The sequence below is a fragment of the Streptomyces sp. NPDC050617 genome (assembly GCF_040654795.1).
Lineage (GTDB): Bacteria > Actinomycetota > Actinomycetes > Streptomycetales > Streptomycetaceae > Streptomyces.
This window is the reverse complement of the sequence record NZ_JBFAIS010000006.1, coordinates 219,227-241,063: the sequence shown is the minus strand read 5'-3', so window position 1 is coordinate 241,063 and position 21,837 is coordinate 219,227. Positions and strand designations below refer to the sequence as shown.

General features: G+C 72.0%; 19 protein-coding genes. 11 read left to right on the top strand and 8 right to left on the bottom strand.

All coding sequences use genetic code 11. The features are described from left to right. Nucleotides 1-42: 42 nt before the first annotated feature. The 5 genes from AB0I49_RS11265 (at nt 43) to AB0I49_RS11245 (ending at nt 6,078) form a co-directional block, all read left to right on the top strand. Nucleotides 43-1,002 carry an NAD-dependent epimerase/dehydratase family protein gene (locus AB0I49_RS11265; protein WP_363226621.1) on the top strand — a complete coding sequence of 320 codons (960 nt, stop codon included), beginning with the start codon at nt 43-45 and terminating at the stop codon, nt 1,000-1,002. Between the two features lie 209 nt (nt 1,003-1,211). After that, complete coding sequence (locus tag AB0I49_RS11260) at nt 1,212-1,628, top strand: Dabb family protein (RefSeq protein ID WP_363226620.1); 417 nt, start codon at nt 1,212-1,214, stop codon at nt 1,626-1,628. A gap of 558 nt (nt 1,629-2,186) precedes the next feature. Then, nucleotides 2,187-2,885, top strand: a complete 699-nt coding sequence (locus AB0I49_RS11255) for a type 1 glutamine amidotransferase domain-containing protein (RefSeq protein WP_363226619.1) — start codon at nt 2,187-2,189, stop codon at nt 2,883-2,885. Nucleotides 2,886-3,142: 257 nt separating this feature from the next. Further along, entirely contained in the window at nt 3,143-4,669 is a 1,527-nt protein-coding gene (locus AB0I49_RS11250; protein ID WP_363226618.1) for an NAD-dependent succinate-semialdehyde dehydrogenase, read from the top strand. Next, nucleotides 4,666-6,078, top strand: a complete 1,413-nt coding sequence (locus AB0I49_RS11245; RefSeq protein WP_363226617.1) for a lyase family protein — start codon at nt 4,666-4,668, stop codon at nt 6,076-6,078. Before AB0I49_RS11250 ends, AB0I49_RS11245 begins: the two co-directional genes overlap by 4 nt. A 169-nt stretch (nt 6,079-6,247) precedes the next feature. Here the strand turns inward: AB0I49_RS11245 and AB0I49_RS11240 are convergent, their stop codons facing one another. After that, a complete protein-coding gene (locus AB0I49_RS11240; protein WP_363226616.1) occupies nt 6,248-7,432 on the bottom strand; it encodes an MFS transporter in 1,185 nt (394 codons plus the stop codon). Nucleotides 7,433-7,582: 150 nt separating this feature from the next. On the opposite strand from AB0I49_RS11240, the gene AB0I49_RS11235 reads away from it, so the two are divergent. The 3 genes from AB0I49_RS11235 to AB0I49_RS11225 all read left to right on the top strand — a co-directional run bounded on the left by AB0I49_RS11235 (nt 7,583) and on the right by AB0I49_RS11225 (nt 11,034). Beyond that, nucleotides 7,583-7,909 (top strand): helix-turn-helix domain-containing protein, encoded by a 327-nt coding sequence (locus AB0I49_RS11235; protein ID WP_363226615.1) that lies wholly within the window; start codon nt 7,583-7,585, stop codon nt 7,907-7,909. Nucleotides 7,910-8,289: 380 nt separating this feature from the next. Beyond that, nucleotides 8,290-9,801, top strand: a complete 1,512-nt coding sequence (locus AB0I49_RS11230) for an FUSC family protein (RefSeq protein ID WP_363226717.1) — start codon at nt 8,290-8,292, stop codon at nt 9,799-9,801. Between the two features lie 189 nt (nt 9,802-9,990). Further along, complete coding sequence (locus AB0I49_RS11225; RefSeq protein WP_363226614.1) at nt 9,991-11,034, top strand: lactonase family protein; 1,044 nt, start codon at nt 9,991-9,993, stop codon at nt 11,032-11,034. Nucleotides 11,035-11,187: 153 nt separating this feature from the next. Here the strand turns inward: AB0I49_RS11225 and AB0I49_RS11220 are convergent, their stop codons facing one another. From AB0I49_RS11220 to AB0I49_RS11195, 6 genes are all read right to left on the bottom strand, one after another. Next, nucleotides 11,188-12,135, bottom strand: a complete 948-nt coding sequence (locus tag AB0I49_RS11220; RefSeq protein ID WP_363226613.1) for a hypothetical protein — start codon at nt 12,133-12,135, stop codon at nt 11,188-11,190. A gap of 107 nt (nt 12,136-12,242) precedes the next feature. Next, nucleotides 12,243-13,457: a BadF/BadG/BcrA/BcrD ATPase family protein gene (locus AB0I49_RS11215; RefSeq protein ID WP_363226612.1), complete on the bottom strand. Its 1,215-nt coding sequence runs from the start codon at nt 13,455-13,457 to the stop codon at nt 12,243-12,245. Nucleotides 13,458-13,461: 4 nt separating this feature from the next. Continuing rightward, complete coding sequence (locus AB0I49_RS11210; RefSeq protein WP_363226611.1) at nt 13,462-14,274, bottom strand: phospholipid scramblase-related protein; 813 nt, start codon at nt 14,272-14,274, stop codon at nt 13,462-13,464. Nucleotides 14,275-14,298: 24 nt separating this feature from the next. Next, a complete protein-coding gene (locus AB0I49_RS11205) occupies nt 14,299-14,976 on the bottom strand; it encodes a uracil-DNA glycosylase (RefSeq protein ID WP_363226610.1) in 678 nt (225 codons plus the stop codon). A gap of 157 nt (nt 14,977-15,133) precedes the next feature. After that, the gene (locus AB0I49_RS11200; protein WP_363226609.1) at nt 15,134-16,219 is read right to left on the bottom strand and encodes a sialidase family protein; all 1,086 of its coding nucleotides are present in this window, start codon (nt 16,217-16,219) and stop codon (nt 15,134-15,136) included. 91 nt (nt 16,220-16,310) lie between these two features. Continuing rightward, a complete protein-coding gene (locus AB0I49_RS11195) occupies nt 16,311-17,081 on the bottom strand; it encodes a TetR/AcrR family transcriptional regulator (protein WP_363226608.1) in 771 nt (256 codons plus the stop codon). 136 nt (nt 17,082-17,217) lie between these two features. Here AB0I49_RS11195 and AB0I49_RS11190 point away from each other — a divergent pair, with 136 nt between their 5' ends. From AB0I49_RS11190 to AB0I49_RS11180, 3 genes are all read left to right on the top strand, one after another. Beyond that, nucleotides 17,218-18,174, top strand: coding sequence for an NAD(P)-dependent alcohol dehydrogenase (locus AB0I49_RS11190; protein WP_363226607.1), 957 nt, complete (start codon nt 17,218-17,220; stop codon nt 18,172-18,174). Between the two features lie 209 nt (nt 18,175-18,383). Next, nucleotides 18,384-19,481 (top strand): NADH:flavin oxidoreductase/NADH oxidase, encoded by a 1,098-nt coding sequence (locus AB0I49_RS11185; protein WP_363226606.1) that lies wholly within the window; start codon nt 18,384-18,386, stop codon nt 19,479-19,481. Nucleotides 19,482-19,803: 322 nt separating this feature from the next. Then, nucleotides 19,804-20,223 (top strand): helix-turn-helix transcriptional regulator, encoded by a 420-nt coding sequence (locus AB0I49_RS11180; protein WP_363226605.1) that lies wholly within the window; start codon nt 19,804-19,806, stop codon nt 20,221-20,223. A 121-nt stretch (nt 20,224-20,344) separates the two neighbouring features. On the opposite strand, the gene AB0I49_RS11175 is transcribed toward AB0I49_RS11180, so the two are convergent. Further along, on the bottom strand, nt 20,345-21,688 hold the full coding sequence (locus AB0I49_RS11175; protein ID WP_363226604.1) for an FAD-dependent oxidoreductase: 1,344 nt from the start codon (nt 21,686-21,688) through the stop codon (nt 20,345-20,347). Nucleotides 21,689-21,837 lie beyond the last annotated feature (149 nt).

Sequence of the window (21,837 nt, the reverse complement as noted above, 5' to 3'; positions counted from 1 at the left end):
AACAGCGAAGGGCTTCGTCGCCTCTGTCGAAGGGATCACGTCATGACTGCAGCACCGGGTTCGCTCCACACCGTTCTGGGGGCCGGCCCCGCGGGCACCTCCGTCGCCTTGGAGCTCGCGCGCCGCGGACACGCGGTCCGGCTGGTCGACCGCACCGGTTCCGGTGAACCGCTGGACGGCGTCGAGCGGTTCACCGGGGATGTCGGAACGGTGAACGGGGCACTCGCCGCGATCGAGGGCGCGGCCGTCGTCTACCACTGCGTCAACGTCGCCTACCACCTCCAGGTCGACGTCATGCCCGGCATCCAGGAGGCGGTGCTGGGTGCGGTGGCGCGCACCGGCGCGCGCCTGGTCGTTCTGGACACGCTGTACCCGTACGGCGAGACACACGGCGAGGTCATGACGGAGGACACCCCGTGGCGGGCGGCCACGGCCAAGGGCAGGATGCGCGCCGCACTGGATGAGCGTTACCTGGCCGCACACCAGGAGGGTCGCGCGAGGGTCGCGCTGGGCCGCTCGGCGGACTTCGTCGGGCCCCGGGTGCTGAACTCCACGCTGGGCGGGGCCGTCTTCCCGGCCGCGCTCACCGGCGGCGAGGTTCTGGCGCTGGGCGACATCGACCTCGGGCACAGCTACACCAACATCCTCGACGTGGCCCGGGGCCTGGCCGTACTCGGCGAGAACCCTTCAGGGGACGGCCGGGTCTGGCACCTGCCCACCGCCCCTGCCCGCACGACACGCGAGATCCTCACCGCGCTGGGCGACCTGGTCGGCCACCCGCTCCAGATCGTCGCGATGGACGAGCCGCGCCCCTTCGGGCCGTTCGACGAGACGTTCATGAACTCCTACGCCGAGCTGTTCTACCAGCACACCGAGCCGCAGATCATGGACTCCACCGCCTTCCAGCAGAAGTTCGATGTCGCGCCCACCCCGATCGAGACCACCCTGAGCCAGACCCTGGAGTGGTACCGGGGCTTCCTCGCCGCCCAGGCGAAGAGCTGAAGTCTGCGAACGGTCCGCGTACGCGGTACTGACAGCAGACCCGCTCATTCGGGCCCGGCCCCCGGCAGCGTTCACGTGGACGGGAGAACAGTGCTGCCCGGGGCGGCCCCGGCGGGGTTTCTTTCGGCTTGCCCGGCCCAACCCGCCCAGCTCGTGCGCACACCAGCCACCTCGATGACGAAAAACAAACACCGAAAGGGAACACTCTGATGATTCACCACTGCGTCCGCTTCACTTTCAAGCCCGGCACGACGCCGGAACAGCGCGAAGACGCCCTTGCCAGCCTGCGCAACCAGGGCGAGGCCATCCCCTCCGTACAGTCATTCCTCGTCGGCCGCGACCACGGCGGCGCGTATGAGTGGGGTGCCACCTTTCAGATAGCGGACCTGGAGGGCTACTGGGAGTACCTCATCCACCACGCCCACCGTCGCACCGACGAGATCGGGCTGCCCTTGGTCGACAAGTTCGTCTCCTTCGACATCACCGACGACCTCGACCCCGAGATCGGCAAGAAGATCGCCGCCCTCCACCAGCGCCGTTACGACACCGACCCCGACCTCACCGAACTCGTCTCCAACATCAACCAGTACGAAGGCAGCGCCGCCCCCGGTCCCCACGCCGCTTGACACTCAGCCGAGCGGCGGCCCTCTCTCCCCCGCCCTCGCCCTCGCGCAGCTGATCCGCACGGCCACACGGTTGTGAGCCTTGTCCCGGCCTCGCGCGACCCTCGCACCGATGACTGTGTGCGAGGGCCGCGCGAGGCCATTCGGCCATGCCCCGCAAGGTGTGTCACGCACCGCGCCCGGCGCGGACCCGTTCCCGTACGGAGGGCGATCCCGCACACTCCGGCGGCGATGAGCGTCGTCGTATGCACGGCGCTGCGGAACGTGGGCGCGGCGGCCTTCGTCGCAGCGAGGTCGCCCGTGGCCTGTTCGAGGTGGCCATGAGGTCACGAGGCCAGTGTGGTCCGGTTCGCCGCGGTCATGGGCGTCTCGACAAGGACTGTCAGTCCTAGGCGGGGCGGACCTATGCAGGTCAGGGTCAGTGATGGCCGCCTTGAGGCGGCCGGGGCAGGGGGACAGTGGATGTGGCAGGCACCGGATCAGCCGATCCGGTGGCCGGTCCCGCAGATGACCGGCTGATCGCCACAAGCCGCACAGGTTTGAGAAGTTGAGGGAGAAGTCATGAGTCGCATTCTGATCGTCATGTCCGCCGCCGCCGTGTGGGAGCGCACCGACGGCTCGCAGTACCCCACGGGCTACTGGGCCGAGGAACTGGCCGCGCCGCACGAGGCGTTCGTGAGCGCCGGCCACACCGTCGACTTCGCCTCCCCCGGAGGCGTGCTGCAGCCGCTGGACCAGCACAGCGCCGACCCGACGCTCGCCGGTGCGGACTGCGCCCGGCACGTGGCCCACGCCCAGAAGGCGCTCAGCGACTTCGGGCCGCTGCTGAAGCTGGACGAGGTCTCGGCCGCCGACTACGACGCCGTGGTGCTGCCGGGCGGGCACGGTCCCGTGGTCGACCTCTTCCAGGACTCGGACCTGGGTCGGCTGCTGGTCGAGACCGACCGCGCCGGGAAGATCGTCGGTGCGGTCTGCCACGGTCCGGCCGCGTTGCTGTCCGCCGTGGACGAGCAGGGCAAGTGGATCTTCACCGGCCGGCGGATGACCGCGTTCACCGATGAGGAGGAGCAGCTGTTCGGCACCGCGGACAACGCTCCGTGGCTGCTGGCGAGCCGTCTGCGCGAGATGGGCGCCCGGCACGAGCAGGGTGCCGCCTACGAGGCGTTCACCGTTCAGGACGGCAACCTCTTCACCGGCCAGAACCCGGCCTCCAGCACCCCGATGGCCGACGCGATCAACGCCGCGCTGGCAGCGGGCTGATCCCTCGCCCCGGGGACACCGGCCGCCTGGGGGGCACCGTCCCCGGACCACTGCCCCAGGCCCCAGGCCCCAGGCCCCAGGCCACCGACCCCGGGGCACCGGCACCCGGCCGCCGCCGCGCATTCTCCAGGCAGCGGCGGCCCGGGGGCCACTCCTCCCGCGCTTTTCCTCCGACGACGCGCTTCCCTCCTCCGACGACGCGCTTCCCTCCTCCGGCGACTCGCTTCCCTCCTTCGACGACAGGTGAGAAATCCACCATGACGGACCGCACACCCCGCCCCCACGGCGTCGACGCCCTCCCTCAAGGGCTGCTGATCGACGGAAGATGGCGGCCCGCGGCAGGCGACACCACCTTCCCCGTGGAGAATCCCGCGACGGGCGAACCGCTGGCCCGGGTCGCCGATGCCGGCGCCGCGGACGCGCTCGACGCCCTCGACGCGGCCGTCGGCGCCCAGCCGCAGTGGGCCGCGACATCACCGGGGGAGCGCAGCCGCATTCTGCGCCGTACCCACGACCTGCTGCTGGAACGCCGCGAGGACTTCGCGGGGCTCATCACCCTGGAGATGGGCAAGTCCCTCGACGAGGCCCGGGCGGAAGTCGATTACGCGGCCGGATACTTGCGCTGGTTCGCCGAGGAAGCCGTACGCGTCGACGGGACGTGGAAGGTCAGCGAGGACGCGTCGGCGCGGGTGCTGGTCACGCGCCAGCCCGTCGGACCGTGCCTGCTGATCACACCGTGGAACGCGCCGCTTGCCATGCCGGCCCGTAAGATCGCCCCCGCCGTGGCCGCCGGCTGCACGATGGTCCTCAAACCCGCCCCGCAGACGCCGCTGACCAGTGTCGCGCTGGCCGCCCTCCTGGTCGAGGCCGGCCTGCCCGCCGGCGTTCTGAACCTCCTTCCCACCACCGGCGCCGCCGCGGTGTCCGAGGCGCTGATGAGGGATCCGCGGCTGCGCAAGGTCTCCTTCACCGGCTCCACCGCGGTCGGCCGGCTGCTGCTGGCCCAGGCATCCGCCAACGTACTGCGCACCTCGATGGAGCTGGGCGGCAACGCCCCGTTCATCGTGTGCGCCGACGCCGACCTGGACGCGGCGGTGGACGGCGCCATGACCGCGAAGCTGCGCAACATCGGCGAAGCGTGCATCGCGGCGAACCGCTTCCTCGTCCACGCCGACGTCGCACGGGAATTCACCGAGCGTCTCGTGGACCGGATGCGCGGCCTGACCCTCGGCAGCGGCACGGAACCCGGTGTCGACCTCGGCCCGCTGATCGACCGTACCCAGCGCGACCGTGTCGCCCGCCTGGTGGACGAGACCGTCGCCGACGGCGCGCGGCTGCACACCGGCGGCAGCGTCCCCGACCTGCCCGGCTACTTCTATCCGCCGACCGTGCTCACCGACATCCCCGCCGGCGCGCGCATCAACCGCGAGGAGATCTTCGGCCCCGTCGCCGCCATCCGGACCTTCTCCAGCGACGACGAGGCCCTCGCGCTGGCCAACGCCACCGAGTTCGGTCTCGTCGCCTACCTCTACACCCGCGGTCTCGACCGGGCGCTGCGGATGAGCGAACGGATCGAGAGCGGCATGGTCGGCCTCAACCGCGGCTACGTCTCCGACCCCGGAGCACCCTTCGGCGGCGTCAAGCACTCAGGTGTCGGCCGTGAGGGCGGCAACTCCGGCATCGAGGAATACCTGGAACAGAAATACATCGCCATCGACGCCCCCGCCGACGCCCGCACCCCCGCCGACGCCCGCACCCCCGCCCTCTCCCAGGACCGCTCATGAACTCGCCCTCGCTGCCGGGCCCCCACCCCTTCTCCCTGACCAGCCGGCTCGCGACCGACCCCGGACAACACGCCCTGTTCAGCGAGGACGCGACCCTCGACAGCTGGCTCGCCGCCGAACGGGCTCTCGCCCAGGCCCAGGCGGACGTCGGAGTACTCACCCAGGCCGAGGCCGCGGCCATCCGCGACGCGGCGCAGTCGCAGCACATCGACCGCGAAGAGCTGTGGCGCACCGCCCGCACCGTCGGCTACCCCATCCTGGGCCTGGTCCGGCAGATCAGCCGTCGGCTCCCGCCGGGGCCCGACGGCCGGGTGCACTACGGCGCCACCACGCAGGACATCATGGACACCGGTCTCGCCTTGCAGATGGTCCGCTCACTGGCCGCTCTCGAACGACGGATCGCCGAACTCGGCGACGTCCTCGCAGACCGTGTCACCGAGCACGCCTCCACCGTGATGGCGGCCCGCACCCACGGCCAGCAGGCCGTACCCACCACGTTCGGCGCCACCTTGGCCACCCTCCTGGCGCAGTTCGCCCGTCACCGGCAGCGCCTGACCGAGGCCGCGCCGCGCATCGGCGTGATCTCCCTGTCCGGAGCCGGCGGCACCGCGGCGGCGTTCGGTCCGCACGCGGCAGCCGTCAGAAGCGGCATGGCCCGGCTGCTCGGCCTGCGCGACACCACGACCCCCTGGCATGTGGCCCGCGACGGGGTCGCCGAATTCGGCTGGCTGTGCTCGTTGCTCACCGCGACATGCGCGCGCCTGGCCCGCAACATCGTCGATCTCTCCCGGACCGAGATCGCCGAGGTCTTCGAGCCCTATGACGATCACCGCGGCGCGTCCTCGACCATGCCGCAGAAGGTCAACCCGATCACCTCGGAGAGCATCATCGGACTGAGCGGCACGGCCGGCGCCCTCACCTCCGCGCTGCTCCGAGCGCAGGAGGCGGGTCACGAGCGCGCCGCCGGGGAATGGCACACCGAATGGCGGGTCCTGCCCGAACTCGCCGTCACCGCCGGAACGGCCCTCACCGAGACGACCGCCCTCCTGCGCGGACTCCGGGTCGACGCCCGCCGCATGCGCGCCAACCTCAACATCGACGGCGGCCTCGTCATGGCGGAATCCCACATGATCACGCTGGCCGGACCGGTCGGCCGGGAACGCGCGCACGACCTTGTGCACGAAGCGGCGACCCGCACCCGTACCACCGGTGCACACCTCACGCGGACACTGCGCGAGGTGCTGACCGAGCACAGCCTCGACACGCTCCTGCCCGGCCTTCAAGCCGAGCCGGAGAACTACCTCGGACAGGCCCGCCAGATCGCCGAAGCCACCGCCCGCCTCTGGCACGCCCACACCACGCCGCTCCCCGACCCGCCCATTCCCCTCGCCCGCCTCGCCTCCGACTGACCGCGTCCGTAAAGCTCAACCCGGCAGGGAAACGCACCGCCGGACAGCCGTCGCTCCACTACCAGGGCCTGTCCGATGTGTCGTGTCACCGCCCTGGGTGTCCCCCGCCCCGACGACGTGCTGCGCAAGCTGCCCGGCGCCGCGCGCCGGGCAGCTTCGAGGGCACCGGTCAGTCGACCTCGCTCATCCGGGGCGTCTCAGCCGTCGACGCCGGCGTCACCGCAGTCTGTCCTCCTCGACGCCCCAGTACGCGCTCGACGACCACGGCGGAGACGCAGAGGAGGGCGGCGAGCACGGAGAAGACGGGGAAGATCACGGTGTCGCTCCAGACCGTGGCGCCGATGCCTACGAGGAGCGTGGGCGTGATGAGCGCGCCGTACGCGAGCAGGTAGAACATGGACATGACAGCTCCGCGTCGCTCGGCGGGAATGTGAGCGGTCAGGTGGCGCAGGGAGCCTCCGAAGGCGAGCCCGTAGGCGCCGCCCTGGAGTGCGACGGTGACGACGATGACGCCGGCGTTGCCGGTCGCGAAGCCGGCCACCCCGGCCAGCATGAGCACGGCGAGCGCCGTGTCGCCGACGAGCGCGACCGTGCGGGCCGGGTACCGCGCGCTGACGACCTGGGCGCAGGCGGCGGCCAGGGTCACGGCCGCGATGACGACACCGCCGAAGAACGGTCCGTCGACATGCGCCGCGTGGGCGGCGATCGAGGGTTCCAGCGAGAAGCAGACCCCGAGTACGGCCCAGGCGGCGCCGGCGCCGATCACGGCGAAGACGAAGCGTCCACGGATCTCCTTGGGCACGTGCGGGCGAGGGATTCCCAGAGGCGCGGTCCCGGCCGAGGGGTGCGGCTCCCGCATCACCAGGAGGAGCACGAACAGGACGAGGGCGATGAACGCGTCGGCGAGGTAAGGCAGCAGCAGCGGATGGAAGCCGGTCTGGGCGAGGCCCGCGGTACCGAGCGCGGCGGCGGCGATGCCGACGTTGAACGCGATGGCGGTGAGGGTCCCGCTGCGGGCCGCCCGCTCGGGACTCACGTCCAGCAGAGCGGCCCCGCCGACGACGACGATCGCGCCGATCCCCAGGCCGTTGAGCATCCGGGCCACGACGAGAGATCCGGGACCCGCGGCGAAGACGAAGACGGCCAGCCCGGCGAGCAACAGCAGGACCGCGACGAGAAGCACGGGCCGACGGCCGTACCGGTCGGACAGAGGCCCGGAGGCGAGGATCGCGACGACCGCGACAGCCCCGTACGCGGCGAAGATGACGGTGGTGAGGAAGGGCGGGTAGCCCCATTTCTCGGCGTACAGGGAGTAGAGCGGCGAGGGGATGGCGGACGTCGCCTGCCCGAGCATGAGAAGAACGAGGAGGGTCGCATAGCTCCATGGCTGGGGACGTCGCCTCGGGGAAAGCACCGGCACAAGGACTCCTGGGAAGTATGATGTGTGTCGTACTTCGTGGATGTTAGGGAGAAGTATGATGAACGTCAAACTTGGAGTTGTCTGATGCCGCCCTGGGAGACCCCCTCCGACCAGCTGCCGCCCGTCGCCCCGGTCCTGAAACTGCTGCGCGCACTCGCGGATCCCGTACGCCTGGAAATGGTCCGCCGACTGGCCGTGGACCCCGCCGCCGAAGCCCCCTGCTCGGATCTCTACGAGGGCTTGAACAAGTCCACGGCGACCCACCACTTCAAGATCCTGGTCGAGGCGGGCGTTTTCCACCCGGTCATGGTCGGACCTTCGCGCGGGCACCGCCTCCGCCGCCCCGCCCTCCAGGAGGCCGCACCGGGTCTACTGGACGCGCTGATGGCGGCCATGGCGCGAGAGGACTGACGGCCTCCCCGGCCGGCCGGGGCGTAGGAGGTGTCCCGGCGACGGCGCCGATGCCGCTGCCGATCAGGGCGGCCCGCCGTTCAGCCCGGCTCTGCGGATGTCATCGGCGGTTGCGTCGGTTGGGCATCCGCCAAGGCTGAGGTTCACGGGAGTGACGAGCCGGGGGTCGGCAGTGTGGCTGGGGTGCCCTCGTGTGGTCCGTTGGCCTCCTTCAAGTGCGGAGTGGCGAGGTCCAGGTGGGCCATTGGCTCAACGAGTTGGGGGTCGGTTGAGCCAAAGGGTTCATGGATGGTGTGATGTATCTACCGATGGCGCTGCGGATATCCGCGGCGCCTTTTTCATGTGAGCAGGTCGAGACGGACGCGGGAGAGGCGGTAGCCGTGCTGAAGAGGGCGTTCGTGGCGCCGGACCCGGGGCGGCTGCGGTTGCGGTTCGCCTCGCGGGCGGTGCTCGGCATCGTGCTGGCGGTGGCTGTGTGCTGGGTCGCCGGACACTCGCTTGCCGCAGCGACCACTGGTGGGCTCGCGGCGCTCCTCGCCCTCTTTACCGTCACGGACGCGACAGTGCGGGGACAGGCTGTTACTACCGCGCTTCTGCCCGTCGTCGGCTTTCCCGTGTTGGCCCTGGCGGTAGGGCTGCATGATTACCCGGTCGCCCGGGACGCTGCCTTCCTGGCCACTATGGGGCTCGGAGTGTACGCACGGCGGTGGGGGCCGCGCGGGCACTCGCTCGGTGTGTTCGCCTTTATGGCCTTCTTCAGCACTCAATTTCTTCATGCCGAGCTTGGGCAGCTACCGCAGCTTTACGCAGCGGTCCTCCTCTCCTTGGCCGCGACCTCGACGGTGCGCTTCGGGGTGTGGTGCTACGAGCGTCGGCTGCCTATCGCCGCCGTGCCCACTCCAGCCGGAGGCAGGGGGCTGATGCGGACCACCACCAGGCACGCGATACAGGCCACAGTCGGTGGCGCCTTCGCGCTCGCCGTGGGGCAAGCGCTGTCCGGCGAGCGCTGGTACTGGGCGTTGGGGGCCACATGGTGGGTCTTCGTGAACACCACCTCGCGGGGTGACGTGCTGGTTCGGGGCTTCCGTAGAGCCCTCGGGACATTCTTGGGGATCGTCGCCGGTCTCGTGCTCATCGTGCCGTTGAACGGTGCGGCCGTTCCCAGTGCGTTGCTGATTTGCCTCGGCATCTTCGGCATCTTCTACACGGCCGCAGTTTCGTACTCGTGGATGATGCTGTCGGTAACAGTGTTGGCCGGCTCCCTCTACGGACTTCTCGGGGTGCTGGACGCGGGCTTGCTTGGATTGCGGCTGGCCGAGACCGGTGTAGGCGCCCTTGGTGCGGCACTTGCCGTGCTGTTCATCCTGCCGATAACGACCCACTCGACGACTGATGCCTGGATCGAGCGAGTGCTTCTCTGCGTGCATTCCTGTACCGCAGAATCCGCCGCCCGGCTTGCGGGATCAGCGGACGCCGATCCCGCAAGCCGGATCGCTGAATTGGAGTCGATGCTGGGAAAGGTGCGCCTGTCCCTTGCCCCGCTCGTGCATCCGCTGAGTCCATTGAGGATGCGAAAGGGCCGTGCCCTGCGAGTGCTCGCCCTACTCGACGACTGCGCACGCGAGGTACGCGGGCTCGCCGCCGTGGCCGCCGACCCCGACGCCTCGCACGACGCCCGGCTGACCGCCGCCTGCCAGCGCGTCGAAGCCGCCGTGCGCAGCCTCGTCGCCCCGGGCTCCTGGACGTATTCCCAGGCCGCCGTGGCGAGCGGCACGTCCCACCACCCCGGCGCCGAACGGGCCCTCGCACACCTCCACGACCTGGAAGCCGCCCTCGTCTCCCTGGCCGCACCGCTGCGCAGCAGCCCCCGCGCGCCGTACGCGGAGGCGTGAGCGCGGACCCGGACCCGTACGCGCCCCGGCCCACCCGGCGCGTATGTGCTCCGCCCGGCCGCCCTGTTAGCGTCTGCCCTCACGGAGACGGGCACTGACCAGCACATACGAAGACCGGTGCAGACCGGTCCAGACCGTGCTGGACACAGACAGACCGTCAGAACAGAAGAAGCGGCGGAAGGCGGCGCAGTGGGCGGCACGGAACAGCGGGCGTACATCGGATCGTTCAGCACGGGCGGCGGCCTCGGCATCACCGTCGCCGACGTCCACCCCGAGACGGGCGCGCTGACGGCCGTGCACTCCACCGACGCCGTCGAGAACCCCTCCTACCTCGCACTCTCGCCCGGCGGGGACGTCCTCTACGCGGTGAGCCAGACCGACGACGGCGCGGCCGTCGCCCTCTCCCTCGCCGACCCGGCCCGCCCCGTGCCGCTCGGCGCGCCGGTGCCGGTAGGGGGCGCCGCGCCCACCCATCTCGCACTCGCCCTCGGCCACCTGCTGACCGCCAACTACCGTTCGGGCAGCGTCAGCGCGCTCCCGACAGCCGCCGACGGGCGGCTCGGCGAGCCGGTCGCGGTGCTCCAGCACGAGGGCAGCGGCCCGGAGCCCGACCGGCAGCGCGGCCCGCACGCACACGGCGTGCACCCCGACCCGTCCGGCCGCTGGGCGCTCGGCGTGGACCTGGGCACCGACTCCGTGTGGATCTACGCACTCGACGCGCCCGGCGGCCGGCCCGTCGTGCACCACGAGACGCGGCTGTGGGCGGGCAGCGGCCCCCGGCACCTCGCCTTCCACCCGCGCGGCCACCGCGCGTACATCGTCAATGAGCTGGACTCCACGCTCACGACCTGCCGCTGGGACGCGGAGACCGGCGAGCTCACGCCGATCGGCACGACACCGGTCGCGCCCCAGGACACCGACGCCGTCAACTTCCCCTCCGAGGTGGCCGTCGCGGCGGACGGCCGCTTCATGTGGGTCGCCAACCGCGGCCACGACAGCATCGCCACTCTCGCCCTCGACGAGTCGGGCGACGCCCCCGGCCTTCTCACCACGGTCGACTGCGGCGGCCGCCGCCCCTGGGACCTCGCCCTCCACCCCTCGGGCCGCCGCCTCTACACCGCGAACGAGGGCAGCGGCGACGTCAGTTGGTTCGACGTCGACCCGGCTACGGGCGTCCTGACCCACGCCGGCTCCATCCCCGCCCCCGGGGCCTCCTGCGTCATCCTCGGCTGAGACCGGCCGCCTGAGACCGGCCGCCTGAGACCGGTTGCCTGGTACCGGCCGCTGGCTGTAGGCACCGCCGCCGAAAACGCCCGAAGGGCCCCAAGTGGGGCCCTTCGGGCACAGGCGATCCCTGTGTTGTGCGCAGGGGAGTGGATAGCGGGATTACTGCCGGGGAGCCTCGGCGTACGGCGCGCCCTGGCCCGACGGCTGCGTCGGAATGCCCAGCACCGTCGCGTACTTGGCCAGCACCAGCTTGCCGACCGCGCCGTACGCGCCCAGCGCCTCCGAGGCCGAGCAGTCCGCCTCGGCGGCCGCCGTGCCGGGCACGCCCGCCGCGACCTCGGGGCCGATCAGGTAGGGCGCGAGAGCCAGTTGGCGCGAGCCGGACTCGCGCAGTTCCTCGGCCGTACGCGCTATGGCGCCGTCCTCGTCCAGCGCGGCGGCCATCACCGGCACCGCCAGCCGGGCGGAGAGCAGCATCCCGGTGATTCCGGCGGCCTGGACGGCCTCGTCACCGCCGACCGTCGCGAGGATGATCCCGTCCGCAGCGGTTGCGACTGTGAACAGGCGGGCTCTGTCGGCGCGGGCGAGACCCGCCTCCGAGAGCCGTACGTGCAGGGCCTCGGCGAGCAGCGGGTGCGGTCCGAGCGCGTCGGTGAGCTCCGCGGCGGAGCCGCTGTTCATGACCGCGTGGCGTATCCGGCGCAGCAAGGCGTTGTCGGGACCCGCCAGGAGCGGCACGGTGACGGCGGCGGGGGCCGTCCCGTCCTCCTGTCCTTCCTGGTCGTCGGCGTCGCGGGCCGCGTCCACACGCGCGTCGCGCTCGGCGGCGACGTGGGTGAGCACGGCCTCCAGGGCCGGGAACTCGTCCCCTTCGCCGTCCACGTAGCCGATGCGGGCGTCGAGCCCGGGGAGTTCGGAGCGCGCGATGCTCAGCACCTCCTCGGCGAGGCCGCGGGTGGCGTCGTCGGGGGTCCCCGGCACGGCCAGGACCAGCGGCGGCGCCCCGACGGGCGCCGCCACCGGTTCCGGCCGCCGGTGCCGTCCGGGCTGGCGGGGACGTGGCATTCGTACAGGCAGGCCAGGCGCGGGCCCTGTGGGGGAGCTCATGGCGCCGCATGTTATCCGCTCGCGGAGGCCGACCGTTCGGGAGGGGGCGACTGCGTGCGCTCTGTCCGGATATGTTCGGCGGTTCGTACGACTTGATGGGGAAGTGGTCACCCCGAAATGGAGAGCATGAACGGATCCGGCGGCAGCCGCAGCGTGCCCGCGGCGAGCGCCGCGGCGATGCGCAGCGCGCCGTCCAGCGGGCCGCCCGCGGCCTCGACCAGCTCCGCGTGCGGCAGTTGCTGCTGCAATTCCGCGCGCAGCGGTACGAGCAGGGGCTCGCCGATTCGGAACAGCCCGCCGGTGAGCGACACTTCGTACCGCGCCGCGCCCCGGGCGTCCGCGGCCGGTTCCTGAGGGCGCGGGCAGACAGCCGCCGCGGTCTCGGCGATGTGGCGTGCGGCCGTGGCGAGGACGCGCCGTGCGACCGAGTCGCCGGCCTCGGCGCACCGGGCGACCTCGGGCGCGAAGGAAGCGAGCACCGCGGGCCGGTCGGCGCGCGGATACAGCTTTCCGGGCAGGCCGCCCGCCGGGCCGAAGACGGCTTCCGCACGGGCCAGCAGTGCGGCCGAGCCGCCGGTACGCCCGTCGTGGGCGCGCATCGCGGCGGTCAGCCCGGCCTGGCCGATCCACGCTCCGCCGCCCAGGTCCCCGAGCAGATGCCCCCAGCCGTCCGCGCGCCGCCAGCCGCCCCGCGGGGTCAGGTCGGAGCCGATGGCGATCATCCCGGTGCCGGCGGCGACGACCGCGCCCGGCCGCTGGCCGATCGCTCCGGCGTAGGCGGTCACCGCGTCGGCGGCGAGGGCGAGGCGGCGCGTTCCCAGCTCCGCGCGCAGCGCGTCGGGCAGTACTTTCCGCAGGTCGCCGCCGAGAGAGGCCATGCCCGCGGCGCCCACGCAGGCCGCGTCGAGGCGGTCCGTGCGGTCTGCTCCGGCCTCGCGCAGCAGGTCGCGGGCGGCGGGCAGCACCTGGGCGAGGAAGGCGCGGGCGTCGATGCCCGCTTCGCCGGTCGCCACCGGGTCGGGGGAGTGCCAGGTGCGGACGGGGCCGTCGAGGTCCGCGCGGGCCACCGCGATCCGGACCCCCGAGCCGCCCGAGTCGACGGCGAGCACCAGGCCGGGCGCGGAGCCCGGCGCGGGGTCGGCCGCAGGTCCGGCCGCGGCGTCGCTCACGTCCGTACGCGCGCCCGCGTCCGCGCACAGGCCCTCGGCGTCGCTCGCTCCCGTACGCGCGTCTGCCCGCGTGTCCTTGCTCGCGTCCCTACTTGCGCCCGTACCCGTATCCGCGCCCCCGTCGACGTTGTCGGTGCGCATGTCCTCGGCCACCGGCTCAGCCGAACCCGCGGGCGTCCTGCTTGAGCGCGGTGTCGACGGTCAGGGCCGTGGCCACGACCAGGCTCAGCAGCGGGTCGGGGAGCTGGCGGTGGATCTGCAGCACGTAGTTGTCCGCCGTCGTGAACATCGTCTTGGCGAGCCCTTCCCAGGTCTTGGTGATCCGGGCGATCTCGGTGTCGGTGTGGTCGACGATGGCGAAGTTCCAGGCGCGCCAGTTCTCGGCCTTGATCGCGCCGATCTGCTGCCCGCCGGAGACCAGCGCGAAATTGATCTTGCCGATCGCGTTCTGCTGGACGATCTCCCCCAACGGCTGCCCGTCGGGGCGTTCGACGGTCACCCGAGACTTGATCAACTTGGCCGGCCGGGTCAGCAGGAGCTGCGGACGGCCCTGGGCGTCCCGGATCTCCAGCTTGTGCGTCATGTACTGGTCGAGGCTGGAGACGAAGCGGAGGACCTTCTTCGCCGCGCTCTGGCCGACCTCGACCACCGTGCCGAGCGTGCGGCCGTGCTGGTCGAAGACGCTGTACTCGTTGGTCACCTCGATGAGCTTGGCCTTCTGGTTCACCACCAGGACCGGCTCGGTGAACAAGGAGCCGCCGCCCTGCGCCTCGGGCGCCACCTTGGCCTGGCGCTGGACCTGGTCCTGGATCCGCGCCGGGTCATGCGTGGCCTGAACCGCACCACCCGACGGCGCCTGCCCAGGGTGGGTGTGCTCGGTCCACTGGCTGCCGTCCCACCATCTCAGCTGGTGAGGGGTGCCCTGCGGGTCGGCGTACCAACCCGCGGGAATGTTCGTATGAGTCGTCATGGCCGGACACCCTATCGCCGAACGTCAGGGAATCAGCCAGTTCACCGGGGCCGCTCCCTGCCGCACCAGGAGGTCGTTGGCGCGGCTGAACGGGCGCGAGCCGAAGAAGCCGCGGTCGGCCGACATGGGGGAGGGGTGCGCGGACTCGACGGACGGCACCTGCCCGAGCAGCGGCCGCAGATTGCGGGCGTCGCGCCCCCACAGGATCGCCACCATCGGACCGCCGCGCGCGACCAGCGCCCTGATCGCCTGCTCGGTGACCTCCTCCCAGCCCTTGCCGCGGTGCGCGGCGGGCTTCCGCGGCGCGGTGGTGAGCGCCCTGTTCAGCAGCAGGACACCCTGCTGGGTCCAGGGGGTGAGGTCGCCGTTGGACGGCCGGGGCAGCCCGAGGTCGGTGTGCATCTCCCGGTAGATGTTCTCCAGGCTGCCGGGCAGCGGCCGCACCTCGGGCGCGACGGAGAAGCTCAGCCCCACGGCGTGGCCGGGGGTGGGGTACGGGTCCTGACCCACGATCAGAACCCTGACGTCGTCGAAGGGTTGCTGGAAGGCGCGGAGCACATGGGCCCCGGCCGGCAGGTACGTACGGCCCGCCGCGATCTCCGAGCGCAGGAAGTCGCCCATCGCGGTGATCCGTCCGGCCACGGGCTCAAGTGCCTTCGCCCAGCCAGGTTCGACGATCTCGTTCAACGGTCGTGCAGCCACGGTCCGTCACTCTACTGGCTCCGTCCGGCGCCCCACGACACGCCCCCGAACCACCCCGCCTCACCCCCGAGACACCGCCTCGCTCCGCCCCTCCATAGCCTCGCCCCACCCCTCCATAGCCGGGCTGCGCCTCACCCCCTCGTAACCGCGCCGCGCCTCACCCCACGACCGCGGCCCGTACGCACAGCACATCGGGCAGATGCGAGGTGACGAGCCGCCAGCTGTCCCCGTCGTCCGCGCTCGCGTAGACCTCGCCGTTGCGATTGCCGAAGTACACCCCCGCGGGATCGGCGTCGTCGAGACACATCGCGTCGCGCAGCACCACGCCGAAGTGCGGCGCCTCGGGCAGCCCGGCGCCCAGCCCCTCCCAGCTCGCCCCGGCGTCCTCGGTACGGAAGACTCGGCAGTGCCGCCCGGCCGGCACCCGGTCGCTGTCGGCCTCGATCGGGAAGACATAGGCGACATCGGCCCTGCGCGGGTGCGCGGCGACGGCGAAGCCGAAGTCGGAGGGGAGCGAGGCGCCGATGGACGACCACGCGCCGCCCGCGTCGTCGCTGCGGTAGACGCCCCAGTGGTTCTGGAGATACAGCCGGTCGCGGTCCACCGGATCCTGCGCGATCTTGTGCACGCACTGGCCGAACTCCGGGTACTGGTCGGGCAGGAAGACCGCCTGCACCCCGGCGTTCGACGGATTCCAGCTGGCCCCGCCGTCCAGTGAGCGGTACACACCGCCGGTGGAGACGGCGATGGTCACGGCGTCGCTGTCGCGGGCGTCCGTGATCACGGTGTGGATGCCCTGCCCGCCGAAACCGGCGCCCCACTCCTGTCGCGTGGGGTGGTCCCACAGCGACCGTACGAGCTCGAACGTCTCGCCCCCGTCCACGGAGCGGAACAGCGCGCCCGGCTCCGTCCCCGCGTAGACCACATCGGGCGCGTCCGCCTCCGCCGGATGCAGCTGCCAGACCCGCTCCAGCGAAGCGCCGGTGTCCTTCGGGAACTTCACCGCGGGCTGCGGGGGCTCCTGCCAGGTGGCGCCGAGGTCGTCGGAGTGGAAGACCGACGGGCCCCAGTGCGAACTGTCCGCGCCGACCAGTATCCGGGGCGTGGCGCGACGCGTGTCGATCCCGATCGAATAGACCGACTGCGCGCTGAAGCGGGGCTCGTCGACCTCCCACCCGCCGCCACGCCGCCGGGCGAGGAACAGACCCTTCTTGGTGCCGATCGCGAGCATGACCTCAGCCATGGACAGCCACCTCCGGGACGCCGTTGTCTCAGTTACGGGCCAGTCTGCACCCACCCACTGACAACGGCCCCCGGAATCGCGTCACCGCAGGTCAGGACGGTTGTGGGCGGTCATGGCCGGGTACGGGCGCGGGCGACTCGCACGGGTGCGAGCGCATGCCTTCGATCGCGATGTCCATCAGCCGTGCCGCCTGCGCCCCGTCGTGGCCGCCGGAGCCGTCGCGGCTCCCGAAGCCGTCGTGCCCCTCGGAGCCGCCGCGTTCCTCGGAGCCGTCATGAGCTTCCGAGACGCCGCGGGTCTGCGAGCCGCCGCGGGCTTCCGAGAGGTCGGCGGGTTCCGGGTCTCCCTGGCTCTCCGCGGCGAGCGAGATGGCGTTGACGAGCGCGAGCACGTCCTCGGTGCGGAGGCCGGGGCGTACCGCGCCCGCTCGTCTGGCCCGGTCCAGGAGTTCTCCGGCCGTGTTGGTGATCATCGTTACGCAGTCGTCGTCCTCCTCCACCAGGTCGGCGTCCCGGCCGTCGCGCAGCAGCGAGGCGATCAGCCCGCGGCTGGCAGCCGCGTAGGCGTTGAAGTCCCGCAGCCAGGAGAAGAGCGCGGGGCCCGGTTCGCTTGCCCGGCTGTGCTCCCCGGCCCTCGCGCAGAGCGTTTCGACGCGGTCGTGGAAGACGGCTTCCAGCAGCGAGCGCCGGGAGGCGAAGTGCCGGTGCAGGGTCGCCGAGCCCACGCCGGCCTGCCGGGCGATCTCCTCCAGGGAAGCGTCGGCGCCGTGGGACGCGAACGCCTCCTCGGCGGCGGCCAGGATGCGCGCGTAGTTGCGCCGGGCGTCTGCCCGCATGGGCCGTCGCGCTGCCGTGCCGACCACCGTGACCTCCTGCGTTTGCTAATCGGGGTGGCTCTCCGGTTATCGTAGCGAACCTAAGTGGGGTGCCGCCCCACTTACCTGTCCCGCCTGCCGCGAGAGACGCCCGCTCGCGGGATGTACCCCAAGGAGAGTGACCATGCGTGCTGCTCAGTACGACCGTTTCGGCCCGCCCGAGGTGCTGCGTGTCAACGAGGTGCCCACGCCGGATCCGGGGCCGGGGGAGGTGCTGGTCGAGGTGCACGCCGCGAGCGTGGACGCGGGGGAGGCCGCCTTCCGCGCGGGCAAGCTGCGCCGTATCGCCCGCGGCGCGTTCCCGCGCGGCGTAGGCGGCGACTTCACCGGACGCGTCGCGAAGGCGGGGCCCGGAGTGCACGCGTGGCGGGCCGGGGACGCGGTATGGGGCCTCATGCCGCACTTCGCCTTCGGAGCCATCGCCGACTTCGTCGCCGTGCCCGAGCAGCGCCTCGCCGGCGCTCCCGAGAATCTGAGCCTGCTCGACGCCGCTGCCCTTCCGACGTCGGGCACCACCGCGCTGACCGCGCTGACCGACAAGGCCCGCATCACGCCCGGTGAGCGCCTCCTGGTCCGCGGCGCCGCGGGCGGTGTCGGCAGCGTCGCCGTGCAGCTGGGCAAGGCGCTCGGCGCCAACGTCACCGCCCTCGCGGGCGCCCGCAACCTCGACTGGGTCGCGGAACTCGGCGCCGACACGGTCCTGGACTACCGCACGACCCGGCCGGAGGACCTCGGCCGCTTCGACGTCATCGTCGACGTGGTCGGCACGGACCTCGGCGCCTACCGGGCGCGGCTCACCCGGCAGGGCCGCATGGTCGCGCTCGCCTTCGACTCGGACCGCATCGTCAGGTCCATGCTCGGCACGGGGCTGCGGGCCGCCGCTCGGCCCGGCCGGATCAAGCTCTTCAGCAACAACCCGTCGGCCGACCGCATCGCGGAACTCGCCCGGTACGCGGAGGCGGAAAGCGTCCGGCCCGTGATCGACACGGTCTTCCCGATGTCCGGCATCGCAGAGGCCCACCGCAGGCTCGAAGCGGGCGGAGTGCGCGGGAAGTACGTCATCGACATGCGACTTCCCTGAGGCCGGTGCGGCGCTCGCGGGGCGGGTCTCAAGGGGGGCGCGGCGGTTAGTGGGGCGGTCCTGACGCTGGCGCGGCGGTTCGTGGGCGGGCCTCAGGGGCGGCGCGGCGGCTGGCCCGCGCCCGTACCCTCGTTGTTTGACAACCTTCGTACTACGACGGTTATCGTACAAGGGTAATGGGGTTCATCCACGCACGAGCGGAGCCTTAGATGAGCACTCTCTTCCAGCCGTACACGCTGCGGTCGCTGACCATTCCCAACCGTGCCTGGATGGCCCCGATGTGCCAGTACAGCGCGGACGCCGACGGCCCCCTCCTGGGCGCGCCGAACGACTGGCACCTGGTGCACCTCGGCGCCCGCGCCGTCGGCGGCGCCGGGCTGATCCTGGTGGAGGCCACGGCCGTATCGAGCGAAGGGCGGATCACGCCCACGGACCTCGGGCTGTGGAACGACGAGCAGCTCGACGCCTTCAAGCGGGTGACCCGCCTCCTCGAAGCGAAGGGGGCCGTTCCGGGCATCCAGATCTCCCACGCCGGCCGCAAGGGCTCGACGACCGCCCCGTGGGACGGCAGCAAGCCGGTGAGCGAGGACGAGGGCGGCTGGCAGACGGTCGGACCCTCCCCGCTGCCCGCCAGGGACGGCCTCCTCGTGCCGCGCGAGATGACCAAGGAGGAGATCAAGGGCGTCGTGGCGGACTTCGCGAAGACCGCCCAACGCGCCCGCGACGCCGGGTTCAAGGTCGTGGAGATCCACGGCGCCCACGGTTACCTCGTCGGCAGCTTCCTCTCGCCGCACAGCAATCAGCGGACCGACGAGTACGGCGGCTCGTACGAGAACCGCACCCGGTTCGCGCTGGAGGTCGTCGACGCCGTGCGGGCCGCATGGCCCGAGGAACTGCCGCTGTTCTTCCGGATCTCCGCCACCGACTGGCTGGAGGAGAACCCCGAGGACCCGCGCGAGGGCTGGACCGCCGACGACACCGTGCGCTTCGCGAAGGACCTGCTGGCCCACGGCGTGGACCTGCTAGACGTGTCCACGGGCGGCAACGCCTCCAAGGCGGTCATCCCCGTCGGACCGGGTTACCAGGTCCCCTACGCCGCCAAGGTGCGCGAGGAGACGGACCTGCCCGTCGGCGCGGTCGGCATGATCACCGACGCCCGGCAGGCGGAGGAGATCCTCGTCGGCGGCCAGGCGGACGCCGTGCTCATCGGCCGCGAACTGCTGCGCGACCCCTACTGGATCAACAGCGCCGCCGCCGAACTGGGCGACGAGCCGCGCCGCCCCGTGCAGTACGCCCGCGCGTACTGACAGCGGCGGCCGTGCGCGACCTCACCGAGCGGGACCTCACCGAGCGGGACCTCACCGTGCGGGACCTCACCGTGCAGACCTGCGCGTAGGGACCTGATCGTACGGGCCTGCGGAACCGTACGGGCCTGCGGAGCCGTACGCGCCTGCGGAACCGTACGGGCCCCAATCCGTACGGGCTCCCGTCGGTGCGGTGTCCGCCAACGGGGGCGGCATTCCTGCGAACCCACGTATTACGGTGAGTCTCGTACCATTGAATCGGCCGACGGCCCGGCAGCCTGACGACCGGTGGATCGGGCGGGCCGAACAGCCAGGAGGAGCAGCCGTGCGGACACAGACCCAGCCTCAAGCGCGGATCGGCGGCCGCTCTCTCGAACACCCCGCGCCGGAGGAGATCCGGCTGGAGAACGTGCTCCACGCGCTCTCGGACCCGATGCGCCTGCGGATGGTGCGGACACTGGCGGAAACCGGCACCGAGCAGTCGTGTTCCGTCTTCGAGCTGCCGGTGTCCAAGTCCACCAGCACCCACCACTTCCGCGTGCTCCGCGAGAGCGGCGTGATCAACCAGATCTACCGCGGCACGGCCAAGATGAGCGTGCTGCGCCGCGACGATCTGGACGCGCTCTTCCCCGGCCTGCTCGACAGTGTGCTGACGGCCGCGCGCCACCAGGACGAGCGGCTCGAAGGGGGCCGCCAGAACGCACTGTCCGACGAGTCGCCCGACGAACTGCCCGACGAGAGCTGAGAACTGCTGGCGGGCGGAGGCGTGTACGCCCGCCCACGCCCGCCCGTTCACGTCACGCTCATTCACGACCACGCCTGGATCTGGACAGCGCCCGCCCGACCGCGCCGCCGAGGCTGCCTGCTCACCCCCGCCCGTTCGCGGCCGTCAGCAGCCCCTCCCAGTCGGCGATCTTCACCGTCGTACGCCCCAGCGCACGCCCCAGTTCCGCCTCCGCCGCCTCGATGCCGAGCCAGCCCGGCCACTCCACCACGCCCTGGCCCGACCGTCGCAGCACGGAACGCGGATCGGCCGCCGGGCGCCGTTCCGCCAGGGCCCCGGCGTCCGCCAGGAGCGAGGCGACCGTCTCCTTGGCGCAGGAGCGGTTGGTGCCGATCACCCCTGTCGGGCCGCGCTTGATCCACCCGGCGACGTACTCGCCGGGGGAGGGCGTCCCCGCCCGCAGCACCCGTCCCTGCGCGTGCGGCACCGTCCCGCGCTCCGCGTCGAACGGCAGCCCCGCCAGCGGCACGCCCCGGTACCCGACCGACCGCAGGACCAACTGCGCCTCGATGTCCTCGAACACGCCCGTACCGACCACGCCGCCCCGCCCGTCCGGCGCGGTCCGCTCGAAGCGCACGGCGCGCACCGCGTCCTCGCCGAGCAGGGCGACCGGCCGCAGGAAGAACCGCAGTCGAATGCGGCGGGGGAGACCGCTGGGCGGAACCTCGCACCAGCCGCGGACGACGTCCACGTTCCGCCGGTTGACGGCGGGCAGCCCCGAAGGGTCGGCGAACGCCGGGTCCAGGGCGGCCTCCTCGCCCCGTACGGACACCTCCGCGCCCGGCAGCGCGCCCAGCTCGCGCAGCTCCTTGGTGGTGAACTTGGCCTGCGCCGGGCCCCGCCGCCCCACCAGGTGGATGTCCGCCACCCGGCTGTCGGCCAGGGCCCGCAGCGCGGCGTCCGGCACGTCCGTGGGGCGCAACTCCTCGGAGCCGCGCGCCAGTACGCGCGCCACGTCCACCGCCACATTGCCGACCCCGATGACCACGGCGGAGCGCGCCCCGAGCACGAAACCGCCGGGCAGGGCGTCCGGATGGGCGCTGTACCAGGAGACGAACTCGGTGGCGGAGAAGCTGCCCGGCAGGTCCTCGCCGGGCACCCCGAGCCGCCGGTCGGTACCGGCGCCCACGCAGTAGACGACCGCGTGATAGAGGTCCAGCAGCCGGCGCGCGGGCACCCCCGCGTCCCCGACCAGTACATTGCCGAGAAAGGAGATGCGTGGATGCTCGAGCACCGAACGCAGGTTGTTCTGGAGGGACTTGATCTTCTCGTGGTCGGGGGCGACGCCGTACCGCACCAGACCGTACGGGCAGGGCAGCCGGTCCAGGACATCCACGGTCACACCCGGCACGGACTCCTGCTGGACGAGCGCCTGAGCGGTGTAGACCCCGCTCGGACCTGACCCGACGACCGCGACACGAAGCACGGAGGAGCTCCTTCCCGAGGGATGCGACCAGCATCCCACCGGGGAGCGCGACGGGGGAGGCGCGCATGCGGCGCGTCCCGGTACATCGGGGCCCTCTGGCGAAGGCCGTGTCCCATCAGATGAAGAGCGTGTTTCCGGCTATGAACGTG

What these genes read in the sequence shown, in the direction of transcription:
- AB0I49_RS11265 (WP_363226621.1), top strand. Translation starts at nt 43, where the DNA reads ATGACTGCAGCACCGGGTTCGCTCCACACCGTTCTGGGGGCCGGCCCC.
- AB0I49_RS11260 (WP_363226620.1), top strand. Translation starts at nt 1,212, where the DNA reads ATGATTCACCACTGCGTCCGCTTCACTTTCAAGCCCGGCACGACGCCG.
- AB0I49_RS11255 (WP_363226619.1), top strand. Translation starts at nt 2,187, where the DNA reads ATGAGTCGCATTCTGATCGTCATGTCCGCCGCCGCCGTGTGGGAGCGC.
- AB0I49_RS11250 (WP_363226618.1), top strand. Translation starts at nt 3,143, where the DNA reads ATGACGGACCGCACACCCCGCCCCCACGGCGTCGACGCCCTCCCTCAA.
- AB0I49_RS11245 (WP_363226617.1), top strand. Translation starts at nt 4,666, where the DNA reads ATGAACTCGCCCTCGCTGCCGGGCCCCCACCCCTTCTCCCTGACCAGC.
- AB0I49_RS11240 (WP_363226616.1), bottom strand. Translation starts at nt 7,432, where the DNA reads ATGCTCGGGCAGGCGACGTCCGCCATCCCCTCGCCGCTCTACTCCCTG.
- AB0I49_RS11235 (WP_363226615.1), top strand. Translation starts at nt 7,583, where the DNA reads ATGCCGCCCTGGGAGACCCCCTCCGACCAGCTGCCGCCCGTCGCCCCG.
- AB0I49_RS11220 (WP_363226613.1), bottom strand. Translation starts at nt 12,135, where the DNA reads ATGAGCTCCCCCACAGGGCCCGCGCCTGGCCTGCCTGTACGAATGCCA.
- AB0I49_RS11210 (WP_363226611.1), bottom strand. Translation starts at nt 14,274, where the DNA reads ATGACGACTCATACGAACATTCCCGCGGGTTGGTACGCCGACCCGCAG.
- AB0I49_RS11200 (WP_363226609.1), bottom strand. Translation starts at nt 16,219, where the DNA reads ATGGCTGAGGTCATGCTCGCGATCGGCACCAAGAAGGGTCTGTTCCTC.
- AB0I49_RS11190 (WP_363226607.1), top strand. Translation starts at nt 17,218, where the DNA reads ATGCGTGCTGCTCAGTACGACCGTTTCGGCCCGCCCGAGGTGCTGCGT.
- AB0I49_RS11185 (WP_363226606.1), top strand. Translation starts at nt 18,384, where the DNA reads ATGAGCACTCTCTTCCAGCCGTACACGCTGCGGTCGCTGACCATTCCC.